At 39.6% G+C, this 13,094-nt stretch carries 9 protein-coding genes; 4 read left to right on the top strand and 5 right to left on the bottom strand.

All coding sequences use genetic code 11. The annotated features are described in order from the left end of the window. Positions 1-41 precede the first annotated feature (41 nt). The 3 genes from LV92_RS18250 to LV92_RS18240 all read left to right on the top strand — a co-directional run bounded on the left by LV92_RS18250 (position 42) and on the right by LV92_RS18240 (position 5,497). On the top strand, positions 42-2,207 hold the full coding sequence (locus LV92_RS18250; protein ID WP_111625035.1) for a S9 family peptidase: 2,166 nt from the start codon (positions 42-44) through the stop codon (positions 2,205-2,207). Between the two features lie 16 nt (positions 2,208-2,223). After that, positions 2,224-3,582 carry a peptide MFS transporter gene (locus LV92_RS18245; protein WP_111625034.1) on the top strand — a complete coding sequence of 453 codons (1,359 nt, stop codon included), beginning with the start codon at positions 2,224-2,226 and terminating at the stop codon, positions 3,580-3,582. Positions 3,583-3,712: 130 nt separating this feature from the next. Then, positions 3,713-5,497, top strand: a complete 1,785-nt coding sequence (locus tag LV92_RS18240; RefSeq protein ID WP_111625033.1) for a peptide MFS transporter — start codon at positions 3,713-3,715, stop codon at positions 5,495-5,497. On the opposite strand, the gene LV92_RS18235 is transcribed toward LV92_RS18240, so the two are convergent. The 5 genes from LV92_RS18235 to surE form a co-directional block, all read right to left on the bottom strand. After that, the gene (locus LV92_RS18235; RefSeq protein ID WP_111625032.1) at positions 5,498-7,522 is read right to left on the bottom strand and encodes a ComEC family competence protein; all 2,025 of its coding nucleotides are present in this window, start codon (positions 7,520-7,522) and stop codon (positions 5,498-5,500) included. Position 7,523: 1 nt separating this feature from the next. Beyond that, positions 7,524-8,084 carry a C40 family peptidase gene (locus LV92_RS18230; RefSeq protein WP_111625031.1) on the bottom strand — a complete coding sequence of 187 codons (561 nt, stop codon included), beginning with the start codon at positions 8,082-8,084 and terminating at the stop codon, positions 7,524-7,526. Between the two features lie 246 nt (positions 8,085-8,330). Next, positions 8,331-9,455 carry a lipid-A-disaccharide synthase gene (lpxB, locus tag LV92_RS18225; protein ID WP_111625030.1) on the bottom strand — a complete coding sequence of 375 codons (1,125 nt, stop codon included), beginning with the start codon at positions 9,453-9,455 and terminating at the stop codon, positions 8,331-8,333. 54 nt (positions 9,456-9,509) lie between these two features. After that, the gene (locus LV92_RS18220; protein ID WP_111625029.1) at positions 9,510-9,791 is read right to left on the bottom strand and encodes a hypothetical protein; all 282 of its coding nucleotides are present in this window, start codon (positions 9,789-9,791) and stop codon (positions 9,510-9,512) included. Continuing rightward, complete coding sequence (gene surE / locus LV92_RS18215; protein ID WP_111625028.1) at positions 9,784-10,563, bottom strand: 5'/3'-nucleotidase SurE; 780 nt, start codon at positions 10,561-10,563, stop codon at positions 9,784-9,786. Before surE ends, LV92_RS18220 begins: the two co-directional genes overlap by 8 nt. Positions 10,564-10,917: 354 nt before the next feature. Here surE and LV92_RS18210 point away from each other — a divergent pair, with 354 nt between their 5' ends. After that, complete coding sequence (locus LV92_RS18210; RefSeq protein WP_111625027.1) at positions 10,918-13,086, top strand: carboxy terminal-processing peptidase; 2,169 nt, start codon at positions 10,918-10,920, stop codon at positions 13,084-13,086. Positions 13,087-13,094 lie beyond the last annotated feature (8 nt).

Genomic DNA, 13,094 nt, shown 5'->3' with positions numbered 1-13,094 from the left:
ATGTATTTCAGTAAAATTAAACCCAATAAAACTTTGTTTTTGTGAGAAAATCCCCCTTGCTATTGCCAATAGTATTTCTTTTGTGTCATTTTTCCTTTCTATTGGCCCAAAATAAACAACTTTCCCTGGAAGAAATTTATGATGGTACTTTTAGCGTTGAGGGTTTGGATAAATTGCGGTCCTTAAAAAATGGAAAACAATACACAATTCTAAGTGTGGATAAGGCAACGGCTACTTCATCTATCCAAAAATATGATTACAAGACCCAAAATAAACTGGAAACAATAGTTTCTTCGTCAAGTTCGGTACCCTATTTTACTTCCTATGAGTTTAGTGAGGACGAATCCAAATTATTGTTGGCCACATCAGTTGAGCCTATCTTTAGGCGATCTACCTTGGGATATTTTTATGTATACGACCTGAAATCAAAAAAAATCTCCGCTGTTTCAAATTCTAAAATTCAGGAACCTTCCCTTTCTCCGGATGGAAGCAAAGTGGCCTATGTACAGAACAACAATATTTTTGTCTGGGATATAGCCACCAATTATACCAAGCAACTTACCTTGGATGGGGTAAAAAATAAGATAATCAATGGGATAACGGACTGGGTCTACGAGGAAGAGTTTGCCTTTGTAAAGGCATTTGAGTGGAATTCCGATGGGTCTAAACTGGTATTCATACGATTCGATGAAACCGATGTTCCGGAATTTTCCGTGGATGTTTACGGCAGCAATCTTTACCAGACCCAAACCATCTTCAAATATCCTAAGGCAGGAGAGGTCAATTCCGAAGTTTCACTCCATATAGTGGATATGGATACTTACCATATTTCCCAGGTTGATTTGGATGATCCATATTATATCCCTAGAATAAAATGGATGAACGATCCCCATTTTCTAAGTGTCCAGACCCTGAACCGACACCAGAACAATCTAAGGTTATATGCTGTGAATGCAATTAATAATAAAAGCAATATATTATTGGAAGAAACGGATGAGGCCTATGTTAGCGTTGCCGACGATCTTACTTTTTTGGCCGATGATAGCTTTATCTGGACCAGTGAGAAGGATGGGTTTAAGCATATTTATCTGTATAATGTGGAGGGTAAGTTAATGAATCAGCTTACTAAAGGTCCTTGGGAGGTAAGCAAATTTTATGGTTATGACCAAAATGAAGATTTATTTTATTATCAATCCACGGAAAATGGATCTATAAACCGGGATGTCTACAGTGTGGGGAGCAATGGAGAGAATAGAAGGCGTTTGACTACCAAAGCAGGGCATAATGCGGCCGATTTTAGTGCCGATTTCACCTATTTTATCAATACCTATGCCAGTGCAACCAATCCCCCGGAATATACACTTCATAATTCTTTGAGCGGAAAAAAAATAAAGGATATTTTATATAATCGGGCGCTAATATCTAAATTGGACAATTATAGGATAAATCCAAAAGAATTTTCCACTATCGCTATAAATGGTAATGATTTGAATATGTGGATGATAAAGCCTAAGAATTTTGATGCAACCAAAAAATTCCCCTTATTTATGACCCAATATAGCGGGCCTGGTTCGCAAAAGGTATCGAATAGCTGGTTGGACACCAACGATTATTGGTTTCAAATGTTGGCCAATGAAGGGTATATTGTGGTATGTGTCGACGGAAGGGGTACGGGATATAAAGGAGCCGAATTTAAAAAGGTAACCTATAAAGAATTGGGAAAATATGAGGTGGAAGATCAAATAGCTGCAGCCAAAAAGTTAAGTGAACTGCCTTATATAGACGAATCAAGGACAGGGATCTGGGGCTGGAGTTACGGAGGGTTTATGTCTACCAATTGTTTGCTAAAAGGGAATGATACCTTTGAAATGGCAATTGCGGTGGCACCGGTTACCTCGTGGAGATTCTATGATTCCATTTATACCGAGCGTTTTATGCGTACACCTCAGGAAAATCCAAGTGGTTATGATGAAAACTCCCCTTTTAATTATCCAGAACTTTTAAAGGGAAACTATTTATTGGTCCATGGTTCAGCAGATGACAATGTACACCTGCAAAATACAATGCGGATGGTAGAGGCTTTGGTACAGGCCAACAAGCAATTCGACTGGGCTATTTACCCCGATAAAAATCACAGTATCAAAGGGGGAAACACCCGCCTGCATCTATACACCAAAATGACCAATTTTATAAAAGAAAATCTATAATTCGTAAATCATACTTATGCAAACAACTGTAAAACAAGTGCATCAAAAGGAATTATTCGGCCATCCGGTTGGACTTTACATCTTATTCTTTACTGAAATGTGGGAGCGGTTTTCCTATTATGGGATGCGGGCTATTTTGGTATTATATTTAATTACAGAGACTACGGATAGGAACCCCGGTTTGGGTTGGACAAATATAGAAGCTTTGGCACTTTATGGTTGGTATACTATGTTGGTCTATGTGGCCTCTATTCCCGGGGGGATTATAGCAGATAGGCTACTAGGACAAAAGAAGGCCGTAATTGTAGGCGCGGTGCTTTTGGTTATAGGTCATAGTATATTGGCAATTGAACAGATGTGGGCCTTTTATACAGGACTTGGTTTTATTATATCCGGTGTGGGTATGTTAAAGCCAAATATTTCCACAATGGTCGGTGGGCTTTATCCTAAAGACGATATTAGAAGGGATAAGGGATTTACAATATTTTATATTGGTATAAATATAGGTGCTTTCCTTTCTAGTTTAATTGTAGGTTATGTAGGTGAAGTCTATGGCTGGCATTATGGATTCGGATTGGCAGGTATCTGTATGCTTTTGGGCCTTTTACAGTTTATTCTTGGCCAGAAGTATCTGGTGGGTGTGGGCGACTTTCTGGGGAAATCTGCGAATGTGGAAGATCAGGAAGCTTTGAAAAGACCTCTTAATAAAATTGAAAAGGATAGGGTAATTGTTCTAATTCTCTCTTTCCTCATGGTTATTGTTTTCTTCGGGGCCTTTGAGCAAGCCGGTGGATTAATGAATATCTACGCTTCCGAAAAAACCAATAGGATGTTGATGGGCTGGGAAGTTCCTGCGTCTTGGTTCCAATCGCTTAACGCCTTTTTTATTATTGCCCTGGGAGCCTTGGTGGCCAATTTCTGGGCTGGTCGTAAATTGAAGGGAAAAGAAGCCTCTTCCCTTTTTAAAATGATCGTAGGACTGATGATTATGGGCACTGGATTTTTGTTTATGACTGCCGCAACTGCCCAGTTTGAAAGCTCTGGATCCTCTGCCATGTATTGGTTGGTGCTGGCGTATATGTTCCATACGGTGGGCGAGTTGAGCCTGTCTCCAGTATCGCTATCGTTTGTAACCAAATTGGCTCCAGCCAAATACGCCTCCTTAATGATGGGATTATATTTTGCAACTACAGGTTTTGGAAATAAACTGGCCGGATTATTGGGAGAATCCGCTTCACATCTAGGAGAGTATACGGTATTTACAGGAATTGCCATTTTCTGTATTCTTTTTGGATTGCTTATTAGAGTCTTCTTGAAAAAATTAAAGGCATTAACGCATGGTGCCGAAGACAACGAGAAGAGAATTGCTCATTAATTACTTGGGTAAGAAATTTGTATTTTGGTCCTTTGGATTTAAATAATGTGTCGACGAAACTGATAGATTATTCAATTCTCCTGGAAGTACTGGATAATCCAAAATTAAATAATATTTAATCCTATCGTTTATGAATACCGATATTGAAAATCTATTTAAGGACAAGGTTCTTGGGCATCCAGCCGGCCTATTTGTATTGTTTTTTACCGAAATGTGGGAACGTTTCTCGTTTTACGGGATGCGTATTTTATTGGTGTTGTTCTTAACAGCACCCATTATCAGTGACAATCCTGGATGGGAATGGCCAAGGGAACACGCTTTGGCCTTAATAGGGACCTATGCTTCCCTCTTGTATTTAACCCCTATTATTGGCGGGTGGATAGCGGATAAAATAACCGGTTATAGGGTGGCAGTTGTCATTGGGTGTTTAATAATGACCTTGGGCCATGCCGCTATGGCCATTGAAACTACGGCCGCATTCTATCTAGGCCTTGCGCTATTGATTATCGGTACGGGGTTCTTCAAGCCTAATATTACTTCTATTATTTCCGAAATGTATCATGGTAAGGAATCTAAAAAGGATGGTGCCTATACTATATTTTACATGGGCGTCAACGCAGGTGCCTTTTTTGGAATGATGCTTTGTGGGTATTTGGCAGAAAATTACGGTTGGTCCTGGGGCTTCGGGCTAGCGGGAATTTTTATGATGCTCGGGATGCTGCAATTTTGGCTGGCCAAGGATTTGTTTGGAAATATTGGTGCTAAGCCCCTTAAAAAAGAGAAAACTGAGTTATCCGCACTTGAAGGAGAGAATATAGAGGAGGATCATGGGAATAATGAGGTTGAAACCAAATTGAACCCTTTCAGTCTTTTTGACAAGGTGTTGATCGTATTATCCTCCATTGGAGGGCTGCTCTATTTGTTCAATGACCCCTTTGAAAAAATACAAGGTACCAGTTTGGCGCCATTTAGCTTAGGTAGCCTTAGTGGTACCAATGTTGTTATCCTATGTTCCTTGGTCTTGTTTTTAATTTTGTTGGTTACCAGAATTGCCAGATACCTGCCTGTGGTAAGGGATCGAATTATTGCAGTATCGATTTTTGGATTTTTTACGGTCTTCTTTTTTGCTTTTTTTGAACAATCCTTGGGGTCCATGACCATTTTTGCCAGGGATTATACCAATAGGGAACTCGTTGGTCAGTCGGCCATGATCTTTAAGGTGGTAGATGCCTTGTTGACAACAATCCCCCTGGTAATAATAAGTTGGGTATTGGTATTATTGGCCAAAAAGACCTTTACCCGAATAGGATTTTCCAATATTGTATTGGCCATCGCCTTTATTGGGCTTTGGATATTAGTGATCTATAGACTTATGGATAAATTTTCCCAAGAAGGTAATCAAGTAGATGCCACTTGGTTCGGCATTCTAAATTCATTTTTTATTATTACCCTGGCACCATTTTTTTCCAGATGGTGGGAAAGTAAATATAATCCCAGTGCTGCTATGAAATACGGAATAGGTCTTATTTTGTTGGGATTGGGCTTTGCGGTACTGTCCTTTGGTGCATCGGGGATACCTTCTGGGGCGCAGACCGCATCTGTCAGCATGATATTTTTAATTCTGGCGTATTTGTTACATACTATGGGTGAACTGTGCATCTCCCCGGTAGGACTTTCCTATTTAAGCAAACTTGTACCGGCACGTATGATCGGTTTTATGTTCGGGATCTGGTATTTGGCCATTGCTATCGGGCAAAAGGCTGCAGGAACTATGGGTGGGATGATCGATAGGATTTCCGAACAATATTCCATGGGCACCTTCTTTTTGATTTTCACCTTAGTTCCGGTAGGTGTTGGACTTGTTTCAATCGTTCTAAATCCACTCTTAAAAAAATTAATGCACGGAATAAGATAACTACTGCCAAGTATAGAGAAATGCACCTTTTTCACCCGTATCGTGAAATGGCAGCTTTTTTTTATGGCATGTTGCTTTCCATCGAGATATATAACTTTTATAATTGCTGCCATCTGCAATAACAATATCGGGCGCAATTGAGTCCAAAAGCCTCTCTAAATTAATTTTAGGGGATTGGGTCAATACTAAGGTAGATACCTCATAATTTATTGGAAGGCCCATATTGGAACTATCCAGAATAACCATTCTCTTCCCTCCAATTAGATAGCTGTTTTTTATAGGTCGATGTTGCAAATCTATAATGTTTTGGGCAATGGCATAATCGTTGGCCATTCTTGCAGTAGCTTTGGGGTTGGTGGAAAAGACCGTAAGTTTTTGGCCTGTTTGATGGATTAGGACACTATTACGGACAATATGTCCTATCACCAGGGATTCCTTGTTTTCTGCAAGGTGTCTAATGCCCAGGATATAGGATTGGAAGCAAAGGACAAACACTAGGAAGACGACTACCCTTTTGTAGGAGGCTTTAATAAAGACGGTTACCATTGTTATTATAATGCCATAACTGAGAATTAATTGAATGGCATCAAAAGAAATATTTTTAAAAAGAAAATTTTCCTGCTGGGCAACCAGTCCAATAATCGAATTCATCCAACGTATTACAGTGTCGTAGATGGCAACTACAACAGGCGGTAAACTGTTGGTGAGGGACAGTGCTATTACCAATATTCCAAACCCTAAAATAAAGGTCAAAAAAGGAAGGATCAATAGGCTTGAAATTAAAAACAGTCCCGGGAAATGATGAAAGTAAAACAGACTTATAGGGAATACTCCCAGTTGAGCAGCAATACTTACGGAAACTAACTCCCAACTCTTTTTTATAATCCAATATTGTGGATTCCAGAGTTTTTGCAATAAGGGGTATATCCAGACAATAGCAAAAACAGCTGCATAACTTAATTGAAATCCTACCTGAAATAATAATAGGGGATCCAAAAGCAATAAAATAAAGAACAGTGACAATGCCAGGATATTAAAATGACTTGTAGGCCTGTTCAAGTACAGGGCGTAGGCTACAAAAGTAAACATGGTTGTTGCTCTTAGAATGGAGGCAGAAAGTCCGGCCAAGAGGGCGAATGCCCATAATAGCAAGACAATAACAACCAGTTTTATGGTTCTCCCTTTTTGTAGGATTTCCAACGGGCTCAATAAAAAATGGAGCAATCCCAAAAGAATTCCAATATGTAAACCGGACAAGGCCAAAATGTGATAGGCTCCTGCATCCTTATAGTCGGTGTCGATTTCCGCGGTAATTTCATTTCGCTGCCCAAGGAGAAGGGCCTGGATAACACCCAATTCTTCAGCGCCAAAATCTTCTTTTTTTAAATTTTGAATGATATAGTCCCTTATTTTATGCGCTATTCCAAAGATGGTTTCGGAGGCCTGGGGCATTAAGTAATAGTCGTTTCCTGCAAGTTTTACCTGATGCCTTATTCCAATATTGGAAAGGTATTTTTTGTAATTGAATTGATGTGGGTTTAAAGGGGGTGTAATAGGGTAGAGGGTGGTGAAGGCCAATATTTCGTCATCGACCTTTAGGGATCTAATCGAAGAATCCGTAGACATATTCAATAGTATTTTACCGCTAACCTTTAAGCTGTCCATACTCTTAACGTGGGCCACGTACCTATCCGAAAAGCCATTGGCCTTTAATACTTCGCGAATTTTTAAGGTATAGCCCCTATTTATGTCAAGATTCTGTTGGCTATAATGCCGACCAAGATTGTGCGACTCACTTAGGACTATGCTGAATATACCAATGGCTATGGTCAAAAGTCCCGTGAAAAGTGCAAAAAGGAATGTGGGAAGTTTACGGTAATAGACAAATACAACTCCCAATAGGAGTAATGAAGCTATCGTTATGGAAAAAGATAGTGGAAGGGACGGATGCAGGTAATATCCAATTAAAATTCCACCGATTAGGCATAAAGTAAGCTTAACGGCTGTAAACTGTAGCAAACGCATCCTACAGGATCCGGGCAGCCTTTATAAAGGCATAGTTCCAATAACCCTCCTGCAAAGAGGAAACTATAACACCTCGGGATGAGGTGGAATGAATGAATTTTATTTCATTCCCGTCTACCTGGACTACCAGGCCTACATGGTTTATGTTGTTTTTTCTTCTGGAGGTCCCAAAAAAAAGTAGATCGCCCTTGCTAACCTCCTTTATATTTATTTTTTGCGCTTCCTCCGCCATTTGATAAGAGGCTCGTGGCAATTGAATATCATGCTCTCCAAAGGCAACAAACAACAATCCGGAGCAATCCATACCTTTGTTGGTAGTGCCTCCAAACTTATAGCGGGTGCCTGAAAAAGTTAGGGCGGTATTAATGATTTGTTCGGTTATCTTGGTCGCTGGTTTGTTTATGGATTCCCCGCCTAAAGGAGTTTCACCTTTTATTTCAGTTGGTTTTTCGGAAGCTTCTACGGTTATTTTTCTTTCTTCGCGAGAGACAGTTTTTTTCTTGGCCGCACCGCAGCCAACTAGTAAAATAATTAGAAATAAAGAAAGAAATCTTTGAATCATCCAAGTAAAAGTTAGTGCTCTTGGATATCAAATTTAAATAATTAATTTAAAATCCGTCATTTTTTTGGGAAAACCCTTATCAATTTTTCAGGATAAATCGCCAATAGTGTCTTTGTTTCAACAACGTATTTGTGCAGTAGTTATTGTTCAAACGAGAACCTAAAAGTGATTCAAACAATGGATTTCCGCTTAGAATTATGTACTAAAGTTAAGCAATAAGCGCCAAAATTGGGATTCATGAAATTTTTATTGAGCAGTTTTGGCGCTTTCCACGATTAGGGATGCTGCCTTTTCACTAGCACCCTTGCCTCCTAGTTTTTTTTCCAATTCGTAATATGCTTCAAACTGCTTCTTTCTTTCGGGCCCGTTCAAAATTTTATCGAGCTCTTTGGTTAGGTTTTTGGTATTCAAGTCACCTTGGATAAGTTCTTTTACTACCTCTTTATCCATTATAAGATTCACTAGGGAAATAAACTTAAGGGTAACAATCCGTTTAGCAATTTGATAGGATATCCAATTGGCACGGTAACAGACCACTTGGGGTATCTTAAAAAGGGCCGTTTCCAAGGTGGCGGTCCCGCTGGTCACTAGGGCGGCATAGGATAGGCTTAATAAATCATAGGTCTTGTTGGAAATAAGACTTACTTGGGACGATTTTAGAAAGGGCTGGTAAAACTCCAGGTCCAAACTAGGTGCCCCTGCAATTACAAATTGAAATTTGGGGAAAGATTTTGTAACCGATAACATAAGGGTGAGCATTTTTTGAACCTCCTGTTTTCTGCTTCCCGGTAAAAGGGCAATAATGGGTTTTTGTAAATCCAAATTGTTCTCTACCCTAAATTTTTTATCGCTGGTCCTGGGAATGTCCCCAATAGCGTCTATAAGGGGATGGCCAACAAAATTAACGGGATAGTGGTGTTTTTTTTCATAAAATTCCTTTTCAAAAGGAAGAATTACGTGCATGGCATCAATATCCCTTTTTATCTTATGTATTCTGCCCTCCCGAGAGGCCCATATTTGCGGAGAAATATAATAATTGGTCCTAAATTTGTTCTTTTTTGCCCAAGAGGCAATTCTAAGATTAAAGCCGGAATAATCTATAAAGACAATTACATCAGGATTAAAATCGCTGATATCCTCCTTACAGAAGGCGATATTTTTGAAAATTTGATTGATATTTGATATCACCTCTAGGAAGCCCATAAAGGCCATTTCCTTGTAATGCTTTACCAAGTCGCCTCCTGCGGCTTTCATTAAATCGCCGCCCCAACAACGAATGTCAGCATCCGAATCCTGTTTTTTAAGGGCTTTTATGAGGTTGGACCCATGTAGGTCGCCCGATGCCTCGCCAGCGATGATATAGTATTTCATCCGTTTAGTTTCTGTGGTTCATTAGTACTGAGATAAATAGCCCCAAGCCCGATGCTAAAAAACTTTATAATACAATATTAGCATAGCGGTCAAAAGGGTGGCGATCATAACACCCCTTGCCCTATAGTCCCTACGAATTTTTAAAAAACCAAAAAAGGCAACCAAGTTTAAAATGGCCCCTAGCGCCAATAAACTGCCTATATGTTCCTGTTGAACTGCGGCCTGGTAGGTTTCCACAATGCCGAAGTCCGAGAAGATCAATATATACAATAAAGTTCCAATGGTATTGGCAATAAGACCAACTATTAATCCTATTAATATTTCTTTTTTAATCATTTAGTTTCCAATTGTTAATATGTTGAATGGCATGGTGTGCCGTTAGGTCAAATTGCGTGGGGACAACTGATACATAATCTTGGGATAGAGCGTATTCGTCCGTATCCTCTCCCTTGTCCAATAGTTCAAACTCGCCGGTAAGCCAGTAATATTCCTTTCCACTAGGGTTGGTTCTTTTGTCAAATTTCTCTTTCCAGTTGGCTCGGGCCTGCCTGCAAATTTTTATACCCTTGGGTGCCTTATTGTCGGTTTTGGGAATATTAACGTTGAGCACAACTCCATTGGGAATACCATTTCTTAAGGCCTCCCGGACTATTTTTTGAATGGCCTCCTTGCTGGCCTCAAAGTTGGCGTTCCAGGAATAATCACACAGGGAAAAACCAATGGCCGGTATACCTTCAATGCCAGCTTCAATAGCGGCACTCATAGTACCGGAGTAAATAACATTGATAGAGGAATTTGATCCATGGTTTATACCGCTTACACATAGATCGGGTTTTCTACCCAAAAGTTCCTGTAGGCCAAGTTTAACACAGTCGGCCGGAGTTCCGCTACAACTGTATTCTTCATTTGCACCGTTTTCCAAATCTACTTTAATCTTTTTTATATATAGGGTGTTGTCTATGGTTATGGCGTGCCCCATTCCAGATTGTGGGCTGTCTGGAGCCACTACGACTACCTCCCCCAATTCCATCATAAATCGAATCAACGCCCTTAGGCCGGGAGCTGTAATTCCGTCGTCATTGGTGACAAGGATCAAAGGTTTCGCCATGGTATATAATTTATGCTGCAAAAATACGTTTTTAATCTATTATCGCTTTTTGTATTAAGAAGGGTATGTACTGAAATTTTACATTGAATTTATGGAAAAGACAATATACTTCCAACCTTTGTCAGTGTCCTAGGCATTTGAGATATTAACAAAAGATTAATGGCATATCGGTATAATATGGCACGATTTTTTCGTTATCTTAGAGTAATTGGCATATTGAACCACTTTTAAAAGGCAAAACTTGGATTGCAGACGTGGTTTGATTAATTTTAGATGATTGTAAAATTAGAAAATGGAGGGGTTGTTTCTGTTTGCAAAATTGCTCCAAATGTGGAAAACAATAAAAAAAATTAGATGAAAAGAAATTTAGCCTACGCATTGATTGTAATGCTTGTTGCGGTAGCTTCATGCAGTTTTACCAACAAATCATTTGAAACAGATGACAAGGACAAATTGTTGTTGGACCTTATTACCTATGTATTGGAACGCGGCCATTACCAGCCAAAAGATATTGATGATGATTTTTCCGTTAATGTTTTTGAAGGCTTTTTGGATATTTTGGATCCCACTAAAAGATATTTCTTGGAAAGCGACATTCAGGAATTTGAAAAATTTAAGTTTCAGTTGGATGATCAGATAAAGAATACCGATATAACTTTTTTCGACATGGTTTACGAGCGCCTATTGAAACGAATGGGGGACGCCAAAGAAATTTATAAAGAGGTTTTGGATGAACCTTTTGATTACTCGGTAGACGAAAACATTGAAATTAATTACGATGGCCAAGGATATGTGGACTCTCGCAAAGATTTGAAAGAGCGTTGGAGAAAGCAGTTAAAATATGCCACTTTGGGTACTTACGATTCCAAATTGAATTTGAACAAGGAAACTGCCAAGGCGGGAACTGACGGGGATGAGCCTGTGGTTTTTGAAGAGGAAAACAGTGCTGACGGACCATTAACTCCAGCCCAGGCTGAAAAGGCTGCAAGGGAATCTACCAAAAATACCTTGGATGATTATTTCGATTTTGTGGATGACTTGGAGCGCAAGGATTGGTTTGTACAATATCTAAATACCATAGTTGAAGTATTTGACCCACACACCTTCTATTTTGCTCCGGACGACAAAGAAAAATTTGATACTAGTATGTCTGGTAAATTTGAAGGTATTGGTGCCCGACTTCAAAAGAAAAAAGATCAGACCAAAATAGTCGAAATTATATCTGGCGGACCTGTATGGAGAGATCAGCAATTGGAAGTTGGTGATGAGATACTAAAAGTTGGTCAAAATGGGGAAGCACCGGTGGATATTGTGGGCATGCGTTTGGATGATGCCATTAAGTTTATAAAAGGCCCCAAAGGTACTATCGTGGATTTGACGGTTAGAAAAGTGGACGGTTCCCTAGTGGTAATCTCCCTTACCCGTGATGTGGTGGAATTGGAAGAGTCCTATGCCAAATCTGCGGCCATAATAAAGGGCAACCAAAAATATGGACTTATCAATCTACCCAAGTTTTATGTGGATTTTGAGGATTATAATGAAAGAAACGCCGCAACGGACGTGGCCCAAGAAGTGGAAAGATTAAAACAGGCCGGAGCCGAGGGACTAATCCTGGACCTACGTGATAATGGTGGCGGATCCCTTAAAACAGTTGTTGAAATGGCTGGGTTATTTATTAAGGACGGGCCAATTGTACAGGTAAGGTCAACCGATAAAAAACCGGAAGTGTATAATGATAAGGACGAACGTATTCAATGGGATGGACCTTTGGTGATTTTGGTAAATGAATTATCGGCTTCTGCATCCGAAATTTTGGCAGCGGCCATTCAAGATTATAAAAGAGGAGTGGTTATCGGTAGCAAACAAACCTTCGGTAAGGGAACGGTTCAAAATGTAATCCCCTTGGAGAATATTGTAAGAGGTAATGAGCACGGAGATCTTGGAGCTATAAAACTTACTACCCAAAAATTCTACAGAATAAACGGGGGATCTACCCAATTGGAAGGGGTTAAGAGCGATGTTGTTGTTCCAGATCGCTATAGTTATATAGATCTAGGGGAAAGGGATCAGGAAAATCCTTTGACCTGGGATAAGATTTCCCCTGCGGAGTACACTCCTTGGGATGGTTATATTGACTATGAGTCCACTATTGCCAACAGCACTAAAAGAATGGACCAGAACAATCAAATAAAGTTGATTGAGGAAAATGCGCAATGGATCAAAAAAGCGCAGGATGAAACTGTTGTTTCTTTGAAATATGATGAATATAAGAAGGGATTGGAATTGGATAAGGAAAAGGCCAAGTATTTTAAAACCATTTCGGATTACGATTCGCACCTAACCTTTGAATCTTTACAATATGAAAAAGAGTTGTTTGTCCAAGATTCCGTATTAAGGGAAAAGCGTAACCGTTGGCATAAGGATTTGGCCAAGGATGTTTATGTTGAGGAAGCTGTTAATGTATTGCAGGATCTTAAATTGAGTAACATAAAGAATTCTAAATTGGCCAGTGTAAAAGGTTAATGGTATAT

It is taken from the genome of Arenibacter echinorum (assembly GCF_003259375.1).
GTDB lineage: Bacteria > Bacteroidota > Bacteroidia > Flavobacteriales > Flavobacteriaceae > Arenibacter > Arenibacter echinorum.
Note: the sequence above shows the minus strand (reverse complement) of the source record. Positions and strands in the feature narration are given on the sequence as shown.

Bases quoted from the DNA above. Each gene is read 5' to 3' on its own strand.
- LV92_RS18240 (WP_111625033.1), top strand. From the start codon at position 3,713: ATGAATACCGATATTGAAAATCTATTTAAGGACAAGGTTCTTGGGCAT.
- LV92_RS18230 (WP_111625031.1), bottom strand. From the start codon at position 8,084: ATGATTCAAAGATTTCTTTCTTTATTTCTAATTATTTTACTAGTTGGC.
- LV92_RS18245 (WP_111625034.1), top strand. From the start codon at position 2,224: ATGCAAACAACTGTAAAACAAGTGCATCAAAAGGAATTATTCGGCCAT.
- LV92_RS18210 (WP_111625027.1), top strand. From the start codon at position 10,918: ATGAAAAGAAATTTAGCCTACGCATTGATTGTAATGCTTGTTGCGGTA.
- lpxB (WP_111625030.1), bottom strand. From the start codon at position 9,455: ATGAAATACTATATCATCGCTGGCGAGGCATCGGGCGACCTACATGGG.
- LV92_RS18235 (WP_111625032.1), bottom strand. From the start codon at position 7,522: ATGCGTTTGCTACAGTTTACAGCCGTTAAGCTTACTTTATGCCTAATC.
- LV92_RS18220 (WP_111625029.1), bottom strand. From the start codon at position 9,791: ATGATTAAAAAAGAAATATTAATAGGATTAATAGTTGGTCTTATTGCC.
- surE (WP_111625028.1), bottom strand. From the start codon at position 10,563: ATGGCGAAACCTTTGATCCTTGTCACCAATGACGACGGAATTACAGCT.